General features: G+C 73.8%; 20 protein-coding genes. 9 read left to right on the top strand and 11 right to left on the bottom strand.

What is annotated here, in order from left to right; translation table 11 throughout:
* Nucleotides 1–1,407, top strand: a complete 1,407-nt coding sequence (locus ACWDCZ_RS18500; protein ID WP_449816414.1) for a hypothetical protein — start codon at nt 1–3, stop codon at nt 1,405–1,407.
* A 52-nt stretch (nt 1,408–1,459) separates the two neighbouring features.
* On the top strand, nt 1,460–2,032 hold the full coding sequence (locus ACWDCZ_RS18495; RefSeq protein WP_449816413.1) for a hypothetical protein: 573 nt from the start codon (nt 1,460–1,462) through the stop codon (nt 2,030–2,032).
* Between the two features lie 248 nt (nt 2,033–2,280).
* On the opposite strand, the gene ACWDCZ_RS18490 is transcribed toward ACWDCZ_RS18495, so the two are convergent.
* Entirely contained in the window at nt 2,281–3,069 is a 789-nt protein-coding gene (locus tag ACWDCZ_RS18490) for a TIGR04222 domain-containing membrane protein (RefSeq protein ID WP_449816412.1), read from the bottom strand.
* Nucleotides 3,070–3,589: 520 nt separating this feature from the next.
* On the opposite strand from ACWDCZ_RS18490, the gene ACWDCZ_RS18485 reads away from it, so the two are divergent.
* Nucleotides 3,590–4,024: a hypothetical protein gene (locus tag ACWDCZ_RS18485; RefSeq protein ID WP_449816411.1), complete on the top strand. Its 435-nt coding sequence runs from the start codon at nt 3,590–3,592 to the stop codon at nt 4,022–4,024.
* A gap of 177 nt (nt 4,025–4,201) precedes the next feature.
* Nucleotides 4,202–6,535 carry a protein translocase subunit SecD gene (gene secD, locus ACWDCZ_RS18480; protein WP_449816410.1) on the top strand — a complete coding sequence of 778 codons (2,334 nt, stop codon included), beginning with the start codon at nt 4,202–4,204 and terminating at the stop codon, nt 6,533–6,535.
* A gap of 331 nt (nt 6,536–6,866) precedes the next feature.
* On the opposite strand, the gene ACWDCZ_RS18475 is transcribed toward secD, so the two are convergent.
* The 4 genes from ACWDCZ_RS18475 to ACWDCZ_RS18460 all read right to left on the bottom strand — a co-directional run bounded on the left by ACWDCZ_RS18475 (nt 6,867) and on the right by ACWDCZ_RS18460 (nt 9,821).
* Nucleotides 6,867–8,015, bottom strand: a complete 1,149-nt coding sequence (locus ACWDCZ_RS18475; protein WP_449816409.1) for a methyltransferase domain-containing protein — start codon at nt 8,013–8,015, stop codon at nt 6,867–6,869.
* Complete coding sequence (locus tag ACWDCZ_RS18470; RefSeq protein WP_449816408.1) at nt 8,012–8,143, bottom strand: hypothetical protein; 132 nt, start codon at nt 8,141–8,143, stop codon at nt 8,012–8,014. The genes ACWDCZ_RS18475 and ACWDCZ_RS18470 overlap by 4 nt, the downstream gene beginning before the upstream one ends.
* Before the next feature lie 118 nt (nt 8,144–8,261).
* Complete coding sequence (locus ACWDCZ_RS18465; protein ID WP_449816407.1) at nt 8,262–8,633, bottom strand: NUDIX hydrolase; 372 nt, start codon at nt 8,631–8,633, stop codon at nt 8,262–8,264.
* A 123-nt stretch (nt 8,634–8,756) separates the two neighbouring features.
* The gene (locus ACWDCZ_RS18460; protein WP_449816406.1) at nt 8,757–9,821 is read right to left on the bottom strand and encodes an aldo/keto reductase; all 1,065 of its coding nucleotides are present in this window, start codon (nt 9,819–9,821) and stop codon (nt 8,757–8,759) included.
* A 117-nt stretch (nt 9,822–9,938) separates the two neighbouring features.
* Between ACWDCZ_RS18460 and ACWDCZ_RS18455 the strand changes: the two genes are divergently transcribed.
* Entirely contained in the window at nt 9,939–10,841 is a 903-nt protein-coding gene (locus tag ACWDCZ_RS18455) for a helix-turn-helix domain-containing protein (RefSeq protein ID WP_449816405.1), read from the top strand.
* A gap of 49 nt (nt 10,842–10,890) precedes the next feature.
* On the opposite strand, the gene ACWDCZ_RS18450 is transcribed toward ACWDCZ_RS18455, so the two are convergent.
* From ACWDCZ_RS18450 to ACWDCZ_RS18440, 3 genes are all read right to left on the bottom strand, one after another.
* Nucleotides 10,891–11,529 carry a hypothetical protein gene (locus ACWDCZ_RS18450; RefSeq protein WP_449816404.1) on the bottom strand — a complete coding sequence of 213 codons (639 nt, stop codon included), beginning with the start codon at nt 11,527–11,529 and terminating at the stop codon, nt 10,891–10,893.
* Nucleotides 11,530–11,598: 69 nt separating this feature from the next.
* Nucleotides 11,599–13,179 (bottom strand): alpha/beta fold hydrolase, encoded by a 1,581-nt coding sequence (locus tag ACWDCZ_RS18445; RefSeq protein ID WP_449816403.1) that lies wholly within the window; start codon nt 13,177–13,179, stop codon nt 11,599–11,601.
* Nucleotides 13,180–13,464: 285 nt separating this feature from the next.
* Complete coding sequence (locus ACWDCZ_RS18440) at nt 13,465–14,574, bottom strand: FAD-dependent oxidoreductase (protein ID WP_449816402.1); 1,110 nt, start codon at nt 14,572–14,574, stop codon at nt 13,465–13,467.
* A 124-nt stretch (nt 14,575–14,698) separates the two neighbouring features.
* Between ACWDCZ_RS18440 and ACWDCZ_RS18435 the strand changes: the two genes are divergently transcribed.
* Entirely contained in the window at nt 14,699–15,292 is a 594-nt protein-coding gene (locus ACWDCZ_RS18435; RefSeq protein ID WP_416875035.1) for a TetR/AcrR family transcriptional regulator, read from the top strand.
* Between the two features lie 156 nt (nt 15,293–15,448).
* Nucleotides 15,449–15,997 carry a hypothetical protein gene (locus ACWDCZ_RS18430; RefSeq protein WP_449816401.1) on the top strand — a complete coding sequence of 183 codons (549 nt, stop codon included), beginning with the start codon at nt 15,449–15,451 and terminating at the stop codon, nt 15,995–15,997.
* A gap of 328 nt (nt 15,998–16,325) precedes the next feature.
* Here the strand turns inward: ACWDCZ_RS18430 and ACWDCZ_RS18425 are convergent, their stop codons facing one another.
* Together ACWDCZ_RS18425 and ACWDCZ_RS18420 are read right to left on the bottom strand one after the other, a co-directional pair.
* Nucleotides 16,326–16,823, bottom strand: a complete 498-nt coding sequence (locus ACWDCZ_RS18425) for a phosphoribosyltransferase (RefSeq protein WP_049651192.1) — start codon at nt 16,821–16,823, stop codon at nt 16,326–16,328.
* Between the two features lie 140 nt (nt 16,824–16,963).
* Nucleotides 16,964–17,959: a helix-turn-helix transcriptional regulator gene (locus ACWDCZ_RS18420; protein ID WP_449816400.1), complete on the bottom strand. Its 996-nt coding sequence runs from the start codon at nt 17,957–17,959 to the stop codon at nt 16,964–16,966.
* Nucleotides 17,960–18,094: 135 nt separating this feature from the next.
* On the opposite strand from ACWDCZ_RS18420, the gene ACWDCZ_RS18415 reads away from it, so the two are divergent.
* Complete coding sequence (locus tag ACWDCZ_RS18415; RefSeq protein WP_049651190.1) at nt 18,095–18,493, top strand: VOC family protein; 399 nt, start codon at nt 18,095–18,097, stop codon at nt 18,491–18,493.
* Nucleotides 18,494–18,508: 15 nt separating this feature from the next.
* On the opposite strand, the gene ACWDCZ_RS18410 is transcribed toward ACWDCZ_RS18415, so the two are convergent.
* The gene (locus ACWDCZ_RS18410) at nt 18,509–19,399 is read right to left on the bottom strand and encodes a helix-turn-helix transcriptional regulator (protein ID WP_375874950.1); all 891 of its coding nucleotides are present in this window, start codon (nt 19,397–19,399) and stop codon (nt 18,509–18,511) included.
* Between the two features lie 162 nt (nt 19,400–19,561).
* Between ACWDCZ_RS18410 and ACWDCZ_RS18405 the strand changes: the two genes are divergently transcribed.
* Entirely contained in the window at nt 19,562–20,341 is a 780-nt protein-coding gene (locus ACWDCZ_RS18405) for an NAD(P)H-dependent oxidoreductase (RefSeq protein ID WP_117486509.1), read from the top strand.
* Nucleotides 20,342–20,556: the final 215 nt, after the last annotated feature.

Here is a 20,556-nt window from a genome sequence, read left to right as displayed (position 1 = left end):
ATGATCAAGGAAGCCGATGTCGGCACGCTCAGGACGGCCGTCCAGGTCCTGACGACCTTCGAGGGCAGGTACAAGCAGCAGGTCACCGCCTGGCAGACGATGCAGCGCACCCTCGCCTCCTCGTCCTGGCACGGCCAGGCGTCGGACGCGACCACCACCGCGCTCCAGAACCGCACCAACCAACTGCTGCTCGTCGACCAGTTCATCGAGGACCTGCGCCGGATGCTGACCGACGGCATCGACAGCGTCCTCCTCCTGCAGGCACGCCAGCAGACGCTCATCACGCGGGCGACCGGCAACTGCCTGGAGATCGTCGCCGCCGACGTGAACGCCACACCGGTGGTGCGCGTCCTGCCGCCCGACCAGCACTCCCGCAACGACCCCGAGTGGCGCAAGGAGGTGGAGGCCGCCCGCGACCGCCTCGTGACGGACATCGACGCCCTGTGCACCTCCGCCCGGGGCGACGACGACCGCCTCGCCCGGGCCCTGGCCGCCTTCGACTACATCGCCAAGCAGGACGGGGACTACGACCCGGAGAAGGTCGCCGAGATCACCAAGGCCGTCGCCGAACTCGACCGGATGACAGTCGGCAGCGTAGGGAGCGGCCCCGGCAACCCCGACTCCAACCGGGCGTGGTGGGACTCCCTGCCCGAGGCCACCCGCCATCAGCTCATCCAGGACCACCCCGGCAAGATCGGCTCCCTGAATGGCCTGCCCGCCGAGGTCCGTGACCAGGCCAATCGGGCCTGGCTGCCCCAGCTCCGCGAGGAGATGGCCCGAGAACTCACCGGCCCCCGTTCGCAGAACATCACCCAGGCGAACCTGGACGGCCTCGACGCCCTCCAGAAGCAGATCGACACCCCCGGCACGCCGCCCCAACTCCTGCTCAGCATGGACGACCCCCACACGGTGTCCCACGTCCCGGGCGCCGTCCTCGCCTACGGCAACCCCGACACCGCCACCCACATCGCCGCCTACGTCCCGCCCGACCCCGCGGTGGGGACCCTTCCCGCGGACGCCGCCGCCGCACGCAACCTGGCCGTCGCAGCCGGGAAAGCGGACCCGACGAAACCGACCGCGAGCATCGTCTTCACGAACCTCGGCCCGGCCGGCGACCCGTACCAGACCCCCACCGCCTCACTCAGCCCGCTGCGCGACGGCGGCCAGACCATCCACGGCACGTACAACGGACTGCGGGCCTCCCACCGCGACGGCAACGCCACCCTGAGCGAGGTCGCCGCCCCCGCCGACGGCTCCGGGTTCGCCGTCGCCAGCACTCCCCTCGCCGACACGGGCAAGCCCGGGTGGAGCTTCACCACCGACTCCATCGTCGCCAGGACACCGGGCGGCCCCGACGACCCGTCCTCCCGCCACACCGCCGCCAACGCCATCGTCGGGCGCCGGTAACGGCCCCGGGAACAACGGCCCGGGTGTCACACGGTCCGCCTATCCTCGCGGTATGAGCTTCAGGGGGTACTGGGTCGTGATGCCGGTGCCTGTCGACGTGGTCGCCGACGTGGCCCCGGTGTTCACGCCCCTGATCGACGCCCAGGCGGCGGCAGGCCGCGAGGGGCTGGAGCGGTGGCGCCACGAAAGCCCGGGACGACCGGACGTGACGGAGCTCCACGACTTGGCCGCCCCCTACCTCCTCGACGACCACCTCGACGTGCTCTTCGGGATCTGGGGCACCCACGAGGCGGCCGGCCCGTTCCTGAAGTCCTCCTGCCGCAAGGGCTACCCCGCCGTCGGCCTCGCCCACGCGCTCCGAGCCGAGCGGTTCCTCGCCCTGCCCGGCTGGTTCGGCCACTTCGTCCTCACCCCGAAGGAGGTCCGCGCCACGCTCCCCGCCGTCCAGGCCGCACTCGACCTGACACCCGACCAGCGCAGCACCGTGGAGCAGCGCCTGTACGACATCCTGGACGAAGTCTCGGAAGAGGACGCCGCCGCCCTGCTAGACGACCTCGTACCGGTCTGGCGAAGAGCCGCCGCCACCGGCCAGGGCCTCATCGGCGCCCAGGCCGTCCCCCGCTGAACACACCTGCCACCACCGGCTGTTGACAGGATCGGGCCGCATGAGCCACATGCGGTGCGGAGAAGGCCGCAGGCAAGCCTCCGCACTGGCGGGGCCGATGGGGCGTCGTGGTCGGTGCGGTGTGCGAACCGGCGGGCCACAGGTCTCCGCGCTGGCGCGCACCGCGGCGGGAGGGCCCGGCAGCGGTGCTGAGCCGCAGTCCGCCGACGGGCGCCTGTACCGGCAGCGGCAGTCGGGGCCACCCGAGATCAGAGGTCGCCGCCGTAGATCGCGGCGTCGCCGGCTCCCTCGTACGGGCCGTAGTCGCTGCCGGTGCGGGCGACGGTCTCCCGGGCCCCGCGCCCGCCGAGGAGCGCGGCCCGGGCGGCGAAGTCCGGCAGCAGCAGGCGCAGCGCCCGGTGTCCGTACAGCGCGGTCAGCAGTCCTGCCCCGTCGGGCTCCGATGGTGTGTCACCTGATGCCGCCGCCCCGTTCAGGGGGTGCCGGCGGCGCAGCTCGCGCAGCAGCCTGTGTCCGGCGAGGGTGCGGGCCGGAGCGCAGAGCAGCATGAGCGGGAGTACGGTCATGGGCAGGCCTGTCCACCAGGCGCCCCGGGCGGTGGCGAGCGCGCCTGTGGCGCAGGTGGCAGTGGCCAGCACGCTGGATGTGGCCAGCCGGGCCGGGCCGCAGCGCAGGCCGCGGCGGACCAGGTCGGTGCGGGTCTCCTCGCGGGCCCGCCGCACAGGTGGGGTGGTCATGGCGTCGGCCCAGGACAGGTCCCGGCCGAACGCCGTCCGCGCTGCCCGGTGCAGTGGGGTTGTGTCCTGCGCGGAGTGGGCGTGCACCACCCGCCGCAGGCGGCCGCGTCGGTCGGTGTCGAGCACCCCCGCGAGGTGCAGTTCGACGACGGCCACGACCAGTGCGGCCTTCGATCCCCCACGTACCCCCGCGATTGCCGCGGCTGTCAGGCCGTCAGCCCTCCCCCGGGCCGGCTGCCATCGCAGCAGCGCCGCCCCGAGGAGCGCGGCCACCGCGCACACCACACCTATCGATCCCATCAAACCCCCTGAAGCACGGACCACCCGACGGCCCTCCCCCGGCCACCGTTCCCGCAGGATGACAGAGCGGGAAGGCGACGCCAAGCGGCCGACCAGCCCGACCGCCATGCCGCCGGAGCGCGATGAGAGCGCGGACGGCGATCCCGTCGAGCGTGCCGACGGCCTTCGTCTGTCCATGGGCGAGGCGGACGCGTGGAAGTCCCAGGGGTCGACGTCCTCGGTTCGGGCCTCCCCGCGCAGGCGGAGCGAGCGATCGTACGGCGGGTGCACGCTGGAGATCGGCTACTTCCTCGGCCGGCGGCACCGATCCGCGGACGCCGGATCAGGGACGCCGGTTCAAGGGCGACGTCCTTCGGGAGGGCGCCCTCGCGCCACCGCGCAGGTCCCCGCCGGACTGTGACCCCGGCCTCGGCCGGGCCGCTCTGCCGCCCTGGCCTCCCCGCACGACGGTGTCGTCGCCTACAGTGAGAGCTTCTTGCGGGCGGGGCCTGGTGACGGCACGAGCGGGGAGGGGGTCGGAGTGGAGCGACGGGTACGTCGGACCGCGGCGGCCGCGCTGTCCTGGGCGTTCCTCACGGCCTGGGCCGTCTTCCAGGTCCTCCTCGGCACGACGACGGCCACGGCGACGGGCGCGGCGCAGCCGGCCCCCGGCACACCGCCCGCCGTCGCCGCCCCGGCGGCCCCCGCCGTCGTACGGCTCGGCCCGGCGGGCGCGGAGGTCCGGCGCGCTGCGGACCGCCCCCGCCACGACGTCGCCCAGCGGCAGACGGCCGCCGCCGAGGCCGGTGTCCGGCTGCCCGCGCTCCCGCCGGTCGCGCTCCCGTCCGCCCGGACGGACGCCCCCCGGCCCCGGCCCGGGATGTACGCCCCGGGGCCGCGCCAGGAGCGGGCGCCGCCGTCCGATCGCTACGACCCCCGCCACACCCGCGGTCCCCCTTCCACCCGGTCCAGCTGACGTTCCACCGCGCCCGCCGACCCGGGTGCCGCGGCCTGCCCGCGGCCCGGACGGGAGGGCTCCGGCCACCGTGCCCGGAGCGTTCCCGGCGGCGCGCCGTCCCCTCGCGTCCGCCCGTCCCGGGTGCGGCGTCCCCCTGCGGACGCCCGGCTCCCGCGGACCGCCCGTGGAGTACCCATGCCTATTCGCCGTGCCGCGTTCTGGCGCGCGCTCGTCGCGCTCGCCGTCGTCGGCGTCTCGTTCTACGTCGCCCTGACCACCCCGCCCCGCCTCGGGCTCGACCTGCGCGGCGGCACCCGGATCGTCCTGGAGACCCAGGACTCGCCCACTGTCCGCGCCGACGCGGACGCCACCGACCGGGCGCTGGAGGTGCTGCGCCGCCGGGTCGACGGTCTCGGTGTCGCCGAACCCTCGCTCGCCCGAGCCGGGGAGCGGCGCATCGTCGTCGAACTCCCCGGCGTCCAGGACCCCCGCGAGGCCGCCGGGGTCATCGGCCGCACCGCCCAGCTCACCTTCCACGCCGTCACCGCGACCGCCGACGGCCCGGCCGGCCCCCCGGCGGCGGACGGCTCCCGGGTCCTCGCCGATCCCGGCCTCCCCGGTGGCCATCTGCGGCTGGGTCCGCCGGTGCTGACCGGCGACGGCGTCAAGGACGCCTCGGCCGTCCTCGACACCCGGACGGGCCTCGGCTGGAGCATCGACCTCTCCTTCCGCGGCTCGGCCGGCGACGCCTGGGCCCGGCTCACCGGGGAAGCCGCGTGCGCCGCGCCGGCCGACCCCGCCCGCCGGGTCGCCATCGTGCTCGACGACCGCGTCCTGTCCGCCCCCGGCGTCCAGGACAGCGTGCCCTGCGGGCAGGGGATCACCGGTGGTTCGACCCAGATCACCGGCGGATTCTCGGCCGACGAGGCCCGCGATCTCGCCGCCCTGGTCAAGGGCGGTGCCCTGCCCGTCCCGGTGACGGTGATCGAGCAGAGCACCGTCGGCCCCACCCTCGGCGCCGAGGCGATTCGGGCCAGCGCCCTGGCCGCGGCTATCGGCCTGCTCTGCACCGGGGCCTTCGTCATCGCGGTGTACCGCCTGCTCGGTGTGCTGGCCACCGTCGCCCTCGCCCTCTACGGACTGATCTCGTACGCCGCCGTGGTCGCGCTCGGCGCGACGCTCACCCTGCCCGGGCTGGCCGGCTTCGTGCTCGCCATCGGCATGGCGGTGGACGCCAACGTGCTGGTCTTCGAACGGGCCAGGGAGGAGTACGCCGCTCCTCGCGCGGTCGGCCCCGGCAGGGAGCGGGACCTCCGGCGCCCGCTGCGCGTCGGGTTCGCGAAGGCATGGAGCGCGGTGGCCGACTCCAACGTGACGACGCTGCTCGCCGCCGGTCTGCTCTTCGTGTTCGCCACCGGCCCGGTCAAGGGCTTCGGGGTGACGCTCTCGATCGGCGTACTGGCCTCGATGTTCTCGGCCATGCTGATCACCCGGCTGCTCGCCGAGTGGGCGGTGCGCCGGCCCGCCGTCGCCCGGCGGCCCGCCCTGACCGGCATGGCCACCGTCGGCCGGCTCCGGACCCGGCTGACCCGGCGGCCGCCCCGGCTGATGCGCCACCGGCGGCGCTGGCTGGGCGTCTGCGCCGGCCTGCTGCTGCTCGCCGTGGCCGGGATCGGCGGGCGCGGCCTGGACTTCGGCGTCGAGTTCACCGGCGGTCGGGTGGCGCAGTACACCGCCGCGCAGCGGGTCGACGCGGACGCCGCCCGCGCGGCGGTGGTCGGCGCCGGGTTCCCCCAGGCCGTGGTCCAGACCACCGGCGACACCGGGGTGTCCGTCCGCACCAAGGAGACCGGCGACGACCAGCAGCAGCGCATCCGAGAGGCGCTCACCGGCGTCACCGGCGAGCTGTCCGTGGAGCGCGACGAGCTGATCGGGCCGAGCCTCGGCAGCGAGCTGCGCGGCTACGCGCTGGCCGCGCTCGGGCTCGCGGTCGCCGCCCAACTGCTCTACCTCACGATCCGCTTCCGGTGGGCCTTCGCGGCCGCGGCGGTGATCGCGATGGCGCAGGACCTGCTGCTCGTCCTCGGCCTCTTCGCCTGGCTGGGCAAGCCGGTGGACAGCGTCTTCCTCGCCGCGCTGCTCACCATCGTCGGGTACTCGGTCAACGACACGGTGGTGGTCCTGGACCGGCTGCGCGAGCTGCGCCGGACCGGGGCGAAGGCGAGCTGGGCGGATCTCGCGGACCGCGCCGTGGCGCAGACCCTCCCCCGGACGGTGAACACCGGCATGGGGGCGCTGTTCGTCCTGGTGGCCCTGGCGGCCTTCGGCGGCGACTCGCTCGCCGACTTCTCGGTGGCGCTGCTGGCCGGGGTCCTGCTGGGCACCGCGTCGACGGTGTTCACCGCGATGCCGGTGGTCGTCCTGCTCCAGGAGCGGTTCCCGGACCGGCCGCAGGAGGCCGGGGAGGCACCGGCGCCTCACGCGGCGGGCGCGGCCCGGGCGCGCGACCACAACGGGGCGGTGGTCTGAGCGGCGTTGGTTCGGCCGGGAGGCCGTGCGTGCCGCGACCGGCCGGCCGCTCTCGGTCGGCCAGCGGGCGAGCAGGTGCTGGTGCTGGTGCTGGCCGTCAGCGCCATCGGACAGCGGAGCGCCGTCCTGACGCACGATGAGACGCCGACCTGCTGGTCAACGGCCTCCGTACAGCAGGACGTTCGGGCGCCGCAGGACGCGGGGCGGCGGCCCGCCGGATCGTCCGGCGGGCCGCCGAGGAGCACGGGAGGTCTCGTCTCCCGGCCGATCCGGTATCGGGAGACGTGCCGGCCGGACCGCGGGGGCAGCCGCTGTCCGGCCGGGCCCAGCCTTACCCCCGTACGGACGGCAGCGGGTTGGCCGGCTCGTCCAGCCACGCCCGGTGCCCGCCGTCCGTGTCCACGGTCAGCCCGAACCGGTCGAAGCCCGGGCGGCCCTGCTTCTCCCACCAGCGGACGACGTCCTCGATCTCCGACCACATCCGGCGAGGACCCGACTGGCGGACCTCGTACCGTTCCGCGCCGTCCACGAAGTCGACCGTGGCCCAGGACGTGACGCCGGTGTCGAACAGCCACAGGGTGGTCATCCCGTCGCCGTCGCTGCGCCGGTAGTACGCATCGGGCACGGCCAGGCCCACGACGAAGGACGCCAGCCAGTCGTCCACGACATCGAGCGGGCTGAGGGTCGTGTACTCCTGCGCGGCGTCGCCGGGCCAGTCGCCGGGCAGGTAGTCGTCGACGGGCGGGCCCTGATAGCGCTGTTGACGCATGCGCATGAACGCCGAGGACCCGGTGAACGGCCCCTCGGCGGTGCGGCCGGCGGCGGTGAGGCGGGCGACGGCCCCGCCGCCGAAGAGCGGCGCGAAGGGCAGCACCAGCACGCCCTGCGGCCGGATCTGCCCGATCACGGCCGCGGGGACCTCCCGTACCGAGCAGGTGAGGATCCCCCGGTCGTACGGGGCCCACGGCGGGTACCCGTCGGCGGCGTCGCCCACTACCGCGGTCGGGGCGTCGTCGAGGGCTCGGAGATTCGCCTCGGCCTGGGCGGCGACCTCCCGGTCCAGTTCCACGGTCACCACGGCATCCGCGCCTTGGCGCCGGGCCAGCAGCGCGGCGTTCCAGCCCGGGCCGGTCCCGCCCTCCCAGACCGTGTGGCCCTCGTGGACGTCCAGGTCGCGCAGCATGGAAGCCACCATTGTCGGCATGGAGACCGACGACGTCGGCTCCCGCTGCCCGCCGTCCGCGTCGTCCTCCCACTGCGTCACGATCGCCACGTCGGAGTACGCGAGCTCCAGCCACCTCCCGGGGTTCTCCGTCCGGTCGCAGCGCTCGTAGCCGTCGCTGGTGCTCGCCCAGACGACGTCCGGGAGGAACAGGTGGCGCCCGACGTCGAGGAAGGCCTGACGCCAGCCCGGGGTCAGCGCACCCGAGGCCTCCAGCCGGTCGACGAGCCGGCCCTGGAGGTCGGCGATCGCCGTCACTTGTGCTTCGGATCGGGAGTCGGGCCCTGTCCGTCGGGATTCGGCTTGGGGCCGATCTGCGGGCCGCCGGGCTTGGCGTGGGAGCCGCCCCTACCGTCGTTCGGGCCGCCCTTGTTCTCGTCACCCACGGGTGATTCCCCCTTCTGTGCGACGCTCCGAGAATTTCAGAGCAGAGCGTAGGTGAACGAGCACCCGAAGTGAATGGCAGTCCCATCGCTCCCCCTCGCGACGGGCACGGCTGGCCGACTATCCCAGGTGAGCCAACGCTTCGGGCGGTACAGCGCACAGGAGCAGCCGGGGAGCGCGCGCGGCGCCACCCACGCCGACGCCGGGCGCCTTGCCGAGGGGTGGGAGCGATACGGCAACCTGGCGAGGGAACAGTTCGTCGAGAAGTACTGGAATTCGCATGCCGTAGATGCCGGTCTCCTCCTGCAGTTCGCGGGCGGCGCCGTGGGTGGGCTTCTCGCCGGGGTCGAGTTTGCCGCTGGGGGCGTGCCACTGGCCGTAGCCGTAGGGGCCGCCGCGCTGGGAGAGCAGGATCTTGCCGTCCGGAGTGCGCAGGACGACGTGGACGTCCACGATCGGGAGCGGGGTGAGACTGGTTTCGGTGGTGCTCATGTCCTCATCTAACTGCCGTACGGGGTTTGGGTGTTGATCGTCCGGTGCGGTACCGCTTCCAGGATGGCCTGTGCGGTCTGCTCGGGGAGTCAGGTGGGTGGCGTCTCGGGGCGCCGGCGGGTCTCAGGGGCGGGGGGCGATCTTCAGGTCGCCCCGGGTGACCTGGCGGATGTGGGGGCCGGCCAGCAGGTCGTGCGGGTAGCCGAGTTCGATGCGGCCGGCCTCGTCGAGGCGGTCCGACTGGGCGGCGCTGAGTTCGACCTCCAGGGCGCCCAGGTTGTCCTCCAGCTGCGTGAGCGTGCGGGCGCCGACGACGGGCGCCGTCACGCCCGGCCGGTTCAGCGTCCAGGCGAGCGCGACCTGCGCGGGTGTGCGGCCCAGTTCGGCGGCGACCTCCTTCACGACCTCGGCGACGGCGAGGGCGCGTTCGGTGACCATGCCCAGTCCGGCGTTGAAGCTCCTCCGGGTGCCCTCCCCGGGGCCGGCGGCCGCCGCGGTCAGGTCGGCGCGGCCGTACGTGCCGGTGAGCAGGCCGCCCGCCAGCGGGGAGTACGGCAGCACGCCCAGGCCCATCTCCCGTGCCATCGGGACGAGATCGCGTTCCGCCGCCCGGTTGAGGAGGTTGTACTCGATCTGCAGGGCGACCAGCGGGGACCAGCCGCGCAGGTCGGCGACCGCCTGCATGCGCGAGACCTCCCAGGCCGGGACGTTGGAGACCGCCACGTACAGGACCTTGCCCTGCCGGACCAGGTCGTCCATGGCGCGCAGGATCTCCTCGACCGGCGTCGTGAAGTCCCACACGTGCAGGTACAGCAGGTCGAGGTAGTCCGTGCCCAGCCGCCGGAGGCTGGACTCCACCGAGGCGAACATGCTCTTGCGGTGGCTCCCCGCGGAGTTCGGGTCGCCCGGCCGGCGCAGCGTGGTGTACTTCGTCGCCAGCACCAGGCCTTCGCGGCCGCCCCGGGTGAACTCGCCCAGCTGGCGCTCGGAACTGCCGTCGGTGTACGTGCTGGCGGTGTCGATGAAGTTGCCGCCGCGCTCGACGTAGGCGTCGAACAGCCTGCGCGCCTCCGCCTTCTCCGCGCCCCAGCCGAACTCGGTGCCGAACGTGGCCGTGCCCAGCGCGAGCGGTGAGACCCGCAGTCCGGAACGGCCCAGCAGCCGGTAACTGTCGAGGGTGAGTGCCATGGTGACCTCCCGTGTTCGTGATCCGTCGTCGACAGCGAGTCTGCGGCGGCGACGGGGCACGGAGAAGGGAGGGGACTTCCTGGGAACACCCGTCCTACCCTGGCTGTTGCGCCGGTCATGACGACCTCCGCGCCGGACAGGACCCAGACCCAGGAGCTGGCCGCGTTCCTGCGCAGCCGGCGCGAACGCCTGGATCCCCGGGACGTCGGCCTGCCGGCGCGCCTCCGGAACCGCCGCACCCCGGGGCTGCGCCGTGAGGAGGTTGCCGAACTGGCCGGGGTCAGCGTCGACTACGTCGTCCGGCTGGAACAGGCCCGCGGGCTGCGCCCCTCCCCCGACGTGCTCCAGGCCCTGGCCGGGGCGCTGCGCCTGGCCCCCGACGAGCGCGCCTACCTCTTCGACCTGGCCCTGCGGCGGCCCCCCGGCGCCGACCGGCCCGCCACCGCCGCCGCGCCGCCGCTGGCCCGGCTGGTCGCCGACCTCGCACCGCTGCCCGCCATGCTCCTGAACCACCGCTACGACATCCTGGCCTGGAATGCCGAAATGGCGGGACTGATGGTGGACTTCGACGCCCTGCCGCCCCCGCAGCGCAACGCGATGTGGCTGTGCCTCATGCACCCGCGGGTGCGGGAGTTCTACCTCGACCGCGAACGCGTGGTGCGGGAGGGGATCGCCCATCTGCGCGCCGCGTGGGCCGCCCACCCGGAAGACCGGGCCCTGAGCGGCCTCATCGCCGAATTCGCCGCCGGTGACGAGGAGTTCGCGCGCCTGTGGGCGGAGCGGGACGTCCGGGTCAACGGCCGCGGCCACAAGGCGCTGCGACACCCCGAGGCCGGCGTCCTCACCGTGCAGTTCGAGACCCTCAGGCCGCTCCAGGACCCGGACCAGCTGCTGGTGATCTACCGTGCGGCGGACGCGGAGAGCCAGGCGGCCCTGGACCGGCTGCGCGTAGCTGCCGCCGGGCCGCGGCAGGGGCCTGACGGGCTCTCGCACGCGTCCGCCTCCTCACAGCGGCCCTGACCGTCGGCCGCTCACCACGGAGCGGCAGAGGCGGCACCTGTACGTGGAGTCAGCCGAGGTCGAACTGCCAGTACGCGGTGTCGCGGAACCCGGGCGACTTCGGGGCGACCTCGACCGTGACCGGGCCTCCCGCCTTGTCGGGCTTCACCCGCACCGGCACGGTGCGCTTCTGCTCCGTGCCGAGGGGCGGTGTGAGGGCGGTGACGGTCGCGGCCTGGTCCAGGAAGGTCATGCCGGGAGCAGGGACGGGAGCGGAGCCGAAGGCGGAAGGGGTGGACAGCGGGCCGGAGTCGATGGCCTTCCCCGCCCGGACCACGACGGCGGCGGAGCCACCGGTCGCGCCGACGCCGGTGTCGGGGGACGCCCCACCGGGGCGCAACTCCTCACCCGTGCCGTTGTCGTAGGTGATCGTGAAGCTGTAGCTGCCGTCGGGTTCCCGGCGGGGAGGGCCCACGGTGATCCTCAGGCCGTCGTCGTAGCGGGCGGTCCCGCCGGCGCCCAGGGGCTCGACGACGCTTCCGGGGCCTTTGACGTACCCGTGCTGGGTCAGGGAGTCCTCGAACGTGGCCAGCGCCATGGCTCCCAGGACGACCAGGGCGGTGAGGACCGCCAGCACGACCCCGAGGACGGTGGCCCAGCGCGGGGTGTCGGAGGGCCGGGGGCAGGCGGGAACCGCGTTCGTGTCCATGCGGGTCACGGTAGGGAAACAGCTGGTCGGAACGCATGAGCGGACGTACTCAAGGGCCCCTGAGTAGGCCTACGCGGTGCAGGTGCGGTCGCGGGCGGGGAGGTGTCCGGTGGCGAGGTAGGTGTTGACGGCGGTGTCGACGCAGGAGCTGCCGTGGACGCCGTAGTTGGCGTGCTGGTTGGCGCCCGCGAGGGTGAGCAGGCGGGAGCTGGGGAGGCGGTCGTGCAGGGCGGTGCTGCGGGTGTAGGGGACGCGGGGGTCGCCGGTGGAGGCGACGATCAGGGCCGGGGTGTCGTGGCGGACCTGGACGGGGGCTTCCCGGGGGCGGTCCCAGAAGGCGCAGGGGGTGATGTTCTCGGTCAGCGGGGCGAACAGCGGGTGGGCGGCGCGGGCGCGTTCGATGTCGCTCCAGTACGTCTCGGGGTCGCGCGGGGCGGGTGCGTCTCCGCACAGGATGGCGGTCTGGGCGCTGCCGGTGCTGGAGCCGGCGGGGGTGAACACGGAGCGCAGGAGGTCGGCGAAGGCGGGCGGCAGGGTGGAGGGGTGGCCCTGGGCGGCCCGGGCGAGCAGGGACATCTGCTCGGCCAGGGAGGCGCGTGCCGGGTCGGTGTCATCGGCCATCCCCGTGAAGAGCAGGGCGGGGACCTGGCTGTCGTCGAGGCGGAAGGTGTCGGGGGCGGTGCCCACGGTGAGCGGTTCGCGGGAGGAGGCGGCGATGACGCCGTCGAGGGTGGCGCGTACCCCCTCCCGGGTGCGGCCGAGGCCGTAGGTGCTGTCGCGGGCGGCGGTCCAGTCGGACCAGTCGTCGTACGCCTTCTCGTTCTCGGCCTCGGTTCCCTTCATGAGGCGGGGGCTGTAGCGGTCGGGGTCCAGGGCGCTGTCGAGGACCACCCGGTCGTAGCGGGTGGGGAACATCTGGGTGTAGGCCGTGCCCAGGTAGGTGCCGTATGAGTAGCCCAGGTAGGAGATCCTCCGTTCGCCGAGCGCGCCGCGCACGACGTCGATGTCCCGGGCGGTGTTGCGTGTCGTGACGTGCGGCAGGACGTCGGCGTTGGTGGCCCGGCAGCGGTCCGCGACGTCTCTGGCCCGGGCGGTCTGGCGGTCGAAGCCGGCCCGGTCGGGGCCGGCCGACAGCAGGCCGGGTCCCGAGGGCAGGCCGCAGTCCAGGGGGGTGCTGCGGCCGGTGAAGCGCGGGTCCATGCCGATCACGTCGTAGCGGGCGCCGGTTTCCTTCATCACGGGGCGCACGGTGAGCCCGATGCCGAGGCCTGGGCCGCCCGGGCCTCCGGGGTTCACCAGGAGGGAGCCGATCCGGTGGCGGGTGTCGGTGGCCTTCAGGCGGGACACGGCGACGGTGATGGTCCTGCCGCCGGGGTCGCCGTAGTCGAGGGGTACGGTCACGTCCGCGCAGCGCGCGCCCGCGGCGTCGAGGGCGCGGCCCGTCTGGTCCTCCCCGCCCCGAGCGCAGCCGTGCCAGTCCAGGGGCTGCTGGTAGTAGCGGCCGAGTCCGGCGGCAGGGGCCGCGTCGACGGCGGCGGCCGGCGTCGCGGCGAGGGCGGCGGGTGCGACGGCCAGGCAGGTGGTGAGGCCCGTGGCGAGGACGAGCCCCGCGGCCGAGGCGCGCCGGACGGTGGTGCCGGTAATGGTCATGCTGCTTTCTCCCAGGGGGGTGACGGACGCGTCCGGCCCGGAGGACGTCCGGGCCGTGCCGGTCGAGCCTCTCAACGCACCTGCTCCGAAGGCATCGCCCTGCGACACGAACTGGCGGTACGTCAGACGCACCACGGCGGGCCTTCGGTATACGACCGGCGTACCATTCCGCCCGTGCCTTCCGCAGGGCGGACGCGGTACCGGAACGCGTCGAGGGGGCCGTCGGAGTCGATCCCCTGGACGACTTCGGCGCCTTCGGCATCGTCGAGCGGTGGTGGAGTCGACTCAGCGGGCCGTCGCGGGGACGAGGTGGTCGAGGCCCTGGGCACTTCCCGTCGCCGCCTTGATCGAGCGGGGCAGCATGACGCGCTCGTAGGCGCGGACGGCGGCGCCGACGCTGGATTCGGTGACGAGGGCGTGGGCGAGGTCGGCGCCGTCGAGCATGGCGAGGTTGGCGCCCAGTCCGACCGGGGGCATCAGGTGTGCGGCGTCGCCGAGCAGCGTCACTCCGGGCACGTGCGTCCAGGCGTGCGGGGCGGGCAGCACGTGCAGGGGCCGGTTGACGAAGCCGTGGTCGCTGTCGCGCAGGATCCGCAGCAGGCTGTCGTCCCAGCCGTCGAACAGCTCCAACAGGTGCTCCCGCACGGCCCGTTGGTCGCCGAGGTCGAGTCCGGCGGCCGTGTGCCAGTCCTGCGGCTCGCGCAGCGCGAGGTAGCCGCGGATGTGACCGTTGCTGTTGCGCTGGGCGACCAGGGTCCGGCCGACGCCCTTCGCCAGCAGCGATCCGTTGCCGACCAGTCGGGCGAGTTCGGGGTGGCGGGTGTCGCACTGGTCGAAGCCGGTCTCGACGAAGGTGACACCGGTGTAGTGGGGTACGGCGGGGGACAGCGCCGGGCGGACCCGTGACCAGGCGCCGTCGGCACCGACCACCAGGTCGAACTCCTCGGACGTACCGTCGCCCAGGAGCAGCCGGCACGTGCCGCCCGCCAGCGGGGTGACCCCGGCGGCGGCACGGTCCCACCGCACCGTGTCCGGGGCGAGCGAGTCCAGCAGCAGGCCGCGCAGTTGGCCGCGGTCGATCTCCGGCCGGCCCCCGCCCGCGGTCGGCCCCCGCTGCGCGAGGAGGGCGCCGGTGGCATGGTCGAGCACCCGCCACTCGTCGCCCTCGGGGCGGGCGAGGGCATGGAACCGGTCGAGCAGGCCTGCCGACCACAGGGCGGCCTGGCCGGTGTCGGCGTGCAGGTCGAGGGAGCCGCCCTGCGGGCGGGCGTCGGCGTCGGCTTCACGTTCGAACACCGTGACGGCGCGGCCGTGTTGCTGCAGGATCCGGGCGCAGGTCAGGCCGCCGGGGCCGGCGCCGACGATCGCGATGCGGGGGGCACGGGCAGTGGGCATGGGTGCGTCCTTCCGGTGGTGGGCGGGTCGCCGGGCGGCCCGACATCACCAAGAAAGCACACCCGCTAAATAAGTGCAATGACTACACTTTCAGAGTGGATGCACTTCGGGCTATGGTGGTCGGGTGACCGAAGCGATTGGGCGCCGCGAGCGCAAGAAGGCCCAGACCCGCCAGTCCCTGGCCGACGCCGCACTCGAACTCTTCCTCGAACACGGCTACGACCAGGTCGGTGTCAAGGACGTCGCCGACGCCGCGGACGTCTCGGTGACCACCCTGTTCAAGCACTTCACCAGCAAGGAGGCGCTGGTCTTCGACCAGGACGACGACCTGGAGGCGGCCCTCGTCGCGGCCGTGCGCGAGCGACCCCCGGGCCGCTCGGTCCCACAGGCGCTGCGCGAGCACCTGCTGCTGACCCAGACCCGGTTCGCCATTCACGCCGCCGACCCGCGGTTCGCCGACTTCACCCGCCTGGTGCAGGACACCCCCGCGCTGCGCGACTACTCCCAACGGATGTGGACCCGCCACGAAACGGCCCTGGCGCGGGCCATCGCGCAGGCCGTGGACGCGCCCGACGACGACGTCAGCTGCGTCGCCCTGGCCCGGTTCGCCCTGGCGGCCCGCAGCCTGATCCTGCAGCACCCCGAACCGCGCCGGGCCGCCGACGAAGCCTTCGCCCTGCTCGAACACGGCTGGGCGGCCTCCCATCCGAGCAGCTGACCCGATCCGCGAGAGCCCCGATGCGCGCGCAGGCGCCGCGTGCTCCCGGCCGCGGCCCCCGTGATCCGCGGATCGCACCGATTGTCGCGAAGCCTTGACACTGCGCCACGGGCTGAGAACCCTGGTGCTGTACTCCAGGGACGCGAGGGACACGGCATGCCATGGGTTGACGAGAGCAAACGCCACCGGGGTTTCCCGGCGGCGGTGTTGGCGGACGGCAGCGAGCCGGAGCCGCTGCCGGACGGGCGCACCACCTGGTGGCTCTACAACGGTGCGGACGGTCCCCGGGCCACCGCGGTGCGCGGTGGTTGCAGCTGCGGCTGGCGGGGCGAGCAGGTGCACCGGTTGGACTTCGGCGACGACTCGGCGACCGAGGCGGTGGGCAAGGACACCGGGCCGTTCGCGGACTGGGAGTCGCACGTCGACCTGGCCGAGGGTGTGGTGCCGCGCGAGGTCGAGGACCTGATCGCGGCGCTGGTGGACCGGATCTGCGACCTGACGGAGAGCAGGCCGTACGCCGCCGCCCGTGCGGCCGGCCGGTTCGAGCGCGCCGCCGCTTCGACCGCGCTGCTGGCCGGCCGCAGGGCCCACCACAACCTGATGACCTGGGAGTACATCGGCCGCGCCTTCGGCTGTGGGTCGGCGGAGGCGCAGGAGCGGTTCGGCGAGACGCCGCAGGACGGCGACCGGGACGACGAGGTGTAGGTCGTCGGTCGTCACGCATCGGGCGGGCGGTGCGAGCACCGGTGCCGGCTGCGAGCACCGGTATCAGCGAGGACACCGCCAAGCGGGTGCCCGCGTCACCACGACGGGCACCCGCTCCTCAACCACCCCCGGTCCTGCCAGGACCGGGCTCCCGCCCCGATGCTGCCGCACCCTTGCCCGCGCGCGCCAGCTCCACCCCCCGAAGGGGTGACAGGTCCCAACCCTTCCGATTTTTTCTGCTCCACAGGAGTCCGCCCTGGCCCTGGGGGCGTCCCGGCCTGCGGGCGTCCCGGCCTGCGGCGCGGACCGCTTCCGGTCAGGCCTCCGGTCAGGCGTCGAGGACCTGGCCTTCGCGCTTGACGACCGGTCCTTCCGTCGACCACGGGAACTCGATCCAGTCGTCGGTCCGCTTCCACACGTACTCGCACTTCACCAGGGAGTGCGACTTCTCGTAGATGACGGCGGACCGGACCTCGGCGACGTGGTCGAGGCAGAAGTCGTGCACGAGCCGCAGGGTCTTGCCCGTGTCGGCGACGTCGTCGGTGATCAGGACCTTCTTGTCGGTGAAGTCGATCGCGGCGGGAACGGGCGCCAGCATGACGGGCATCTCGAGGGTGGTGCCCACGCCCGTGTAGAACTCGACGTTCACCAGGTGGATGTTCTTGCAGTCCAGCGCGTACGCCAGACCGCCCGCCACGAACACCCCGCCGCGGGCGATGCTCAGGACGAGGTCGGGCTCGTAGCCGTCGTCGGCGATCGTCTGCGCGAGTTCGCGCACCGCCCGCCCGAAGGTCTGGTAATCCAGGGTCTCACGCACATCAGTCACGACGATCAGTGTCCTTGGCCGTCGGCCGGGCCGCGAGTTCCGGCACGCTCTGGACCGGAAGTGTGGTGCTTCACACGTCGGCCGAGCGCTCCGGCCCCCGGGCCACGGCGGCCGGCCTGCGGGGAGCCGGGCGGGTGCCGTCAGGTCCGGCGGGCGTGGGAGGCCAGGCGGTCGGCGAGGGCGGTGACGAGGGTGCGCAGTTCCTCCGGGCGCTCGATGACGAACGGCCGGTCGATCGCGGCGAGGAGCGGCGGCAGCCAGTCGAGGCGCTCCGCCCGTAGCTCGACGCGCAGCCAGCGCTCGGCGGTCGGGTCCCCTTCCGGTGCCGGTGCCGGGTCGTGGTCCTCCAGTGTCGCGACGCCGGCGGGCAGGTGGGCGCGGATCTGCTCGGCCGTGCCATGGATGCGCAGCGTCACCTCGTGCCGGTAGTCGGCCGTGGCGAAGCCCGACAGCAGGCGGTCGGCCGGGTCGGGGCCGGCGGGCGCGTCGAACGTGCCGGGCAGGGCCCTCGCGTCCGCGACGCGGTCGAGCCGGAACGTCCGGTCCTCGCCGATCCCGGGGTCCGCGCCCGTGACGTACCAGCGGTTCGCGTGGGCGACGATCCCGTACGGGTGCAGCGTGCGCTCACTGGGCCGGCCGTCGCGGTCGGTGTACCTGAGGGAGACCGGCCGGCGGTGGCGCACCGCGTCGGCGAGGGTGAGCAGGATCCCGGCGTCAGGGGCGGCGTCCCCGCCGGAGCCGTCCGTGAAGGAGAGGGCGTCCAGGAGCGTGTCGAGCCGGGCCGCGACGTGCCGGGGCAGCACCCGGCGGATCTTGGCCGCCGCGGTCTCGCCCGCCGTGCGCTCGGCCGTCGCCAGTCCCGTCCGGCGTCCGGCGAGCAGTCCGAGCAGCACGGCCAGCGCCTCGTCCTCGCCGAGCATGAGCGGGGGAAGGCGGTAGCCCGGGGAGATCCGGTAGCCGCCGTACCGGCCGCGCACCGACTCCACGGGCACGTCGAGGTCGATCAGGTGGTCCACGTAGCGCCGCACGGTGCGCCCGTCGACGCCGAGGCGGTCGGCCAGTTCGGCCAGCGTTCGGGTACCGCCCGACTGCAGCAGTTCCAGGAGGGTCAGCACACGGCCGGTGGGTCGGGACATGTCCACAGCCTAGGCGGATAGTGGACAGGTTCTGTCCACTATCCCTCCTAGTCTGCGGAGCGCACGGCCGCTCAGCCGTACGACCGTGCAGCCGCGCGACCGCGGGCGGCTCCGACCCCGTCCCAGGAGGACACCATGGACTTCGTTTCGATCCGCATCATCACCGGCGACGTCGCACGCCTGGTCGAGTTCTACGAACGCGCCACGCGGGTGCGGGCGGAGTGGGCGACCGAGGACTTCGCCGAGCTCCGGACCGCGGGCGCCACCCTCGCGATCGCGGGCACCCGCACCGTCCCGCTGTTCGCCCCGGGCTCCGCCCGCCCGGCCGCCAACCAGAGCGTCATCACCGAGTTCCTCGTCGACGACGTGGACCGCGTCCACCGCGACCTGACCGGATTCGTCACGGACTTCGTCACCGAGCCCACCACGATGCCCTGGGGCAACCGCTCCCTGCTGCTCCGCGACCCCGACGGCAACCTCGTCAACTTCTTCACGCCCGTCACCCCGGCGGCCATCGCGAAGTTCACCCGCTGACGGGGCACCCCGCCGCTACGCCTTCCCCGCCCGCCGAAGCAGGTCTTCGTCACCCGCGGCGCCCGCAGCACCGACGGCCGCCGCACCGCGGGGCTCGCCGGTGTCCGTGCCCAGTCCCGCGAGCAGGCGCAGTCCGTCCTCGGCGGGGCTGCCGGGGGCCGCGGACAGCACCAGCAGCTCGATGCCCGGCTCGTCCGGCAGCGCGAAGTTCTCCTGGTGCAGTTCCAGCGGTCCGACCAGGGGGTGCCGGTACGCCTTGCGTCCGTGGGTGCGGGCGCGGACGTCCGCGCGGGCCCAGAGGCGACGGAAGCGCTCGCTGCCCATCGCCAACTCGCCGATGAGCGAGGCCAGTCGGGGGTCGTCGGGGTACTGGCCGGCGGCCAGCCGCAGGTGCCCGACCACGTCGAGGGTGCAGTTCTCCCAGTCGGCGTAGAGACCGCGGTCGGCCTCCTCCAGGAAGATGTGCCGGGCGGTGTTCAGGCCCGGCATCGGGCGGCCGAGGAGGAGGCCGGCGAGGCGGTTCCCGGCGAGGACGTCCAGGCGGTGGTTCATGATCAGCGCGGGTGCGCCGGCCACCAGGTCGAGGACGCGCAGCAGTTCCGGCCGGACCCGGCTGCCCGGCGCCGTCGCACGGCGGCGGCGCTGCCGCGCGAGGCGGTAGAGGTGCCCGCGTTCGGTCTCGTCGAGGTCGAGGACGCGGGCGAGCGCGTCGAGGACCTGCTCGGAGGGCTGGGTCGCGCGGCCCTGCTCCAGGCGTACGTAGTAGTCGACGCTGACGCCGGACAGGTGCGCGACCTCCTCGCGGCGCAGCCCCGCGACCCGGCGGCGGCTGTCGGTAGGGATGCCGACGGTGGCCGGATCGACCCGGGAACGCCTGGTCCGTAGGAAGCCCGCGAGATCGTCCATGCCCCTCAGTATGGCCGCGGCGGGCGCCCGTACGGCCGGCTCGGGTGCCCGCGAGGGTGGCCCTGCCGGTACCAGGAAGTCCGGTCCGACGGAAGCGGCGCCCCTGAACGCCGGGCGCCGCGGCGTCCAGGATCGGAGGCATCCGATCCGAAGGAGTCCCCCGTGAAGACGCTGATCGTCCACGCCCACCCGGAGCCGAAGTCGCTCAACAGCTCGCTGAAGGACCTCGCGGTGTCCACCCTGGAGACCGCCGGGCACGAGGTACGGGTGAGCGACCTGTACGCGATGAACTGGAAGGCGGTCGTGGACGCCGCGGACTACGGCCCCGAGGCCTCGAGTCCGCTGAAGGTCGCCCTGGACTCGGGCCGGGCCTTCGAGGCCGGCACGCTCTCCCCGGACGTCCGCGCCGAGCAGGAGAAGCTGCTGTGGGCCGACACGATCGTCTTCCAGTTCCCGCTGTGGTGGTACACGATGCCCGCGATCCTCAAGGGGTGGGTGGACCGGGTGTTCACCTACCGCTTCGCGTACGGCGTCGGCGAGCACAGCGCCACCAGGTACGGCGAGCGCTTCGGCGAGGGCACCCTCGCGGGCCGGCGGGCGCTGCTGTCGGTGACCGTCGGCGGCCCGGAGTCGCACTACGCCGCTCGCGGGATCAGCGGCCCCATCGACGATCTGCTGTTCCCGTTCCAGCACGGCGTCCTCTACTACCCGGGCATCGAGGTGCTGCCGCCGTTCGTGCTGTACGGCAGCGACCGGATGACCGACGAGGACTACCCGGCCGTCGCCCGGGCCTGGGAGCGGCGCCTGCTCACCCTGGAGTCGACCGAGCCGATCGCGTTCCGGCGGCAGAACTTCGGCGACTACGAGATCCCCTCGCTGCACCTGAAGGAGGGGCTGGAGCCCGCGGGCCGCACGGGGTTCGGGCTGCACGTGCGCGGCTGAGGGCGGTCGACTCGGTCCCCCGACTCGGTCTGTCAGCTCGGTCCACCGACTCAGTCTGCCGGCTCGGTCCACCGACTCGGACCGTCGGCTCGGTCTGCTACTTCAGTCCGCCGGCTGGGTCGGACAACCCAGTCTGGCGGCTGGGTCGAGCAACCCGGTCCATCGGCTGGGTCGAACGACCAAGTCCGTCGGCTGGGTTGAACAACCCAGTTCTC

It is taken from the genome of Kitasatospora sp. NPDC001225, assembly GCF_053597855.1.
Note: the sequence above shows the minus strand (reverse complement) of the source record. Positions and strands in the feature narration are given on the sequence as shown.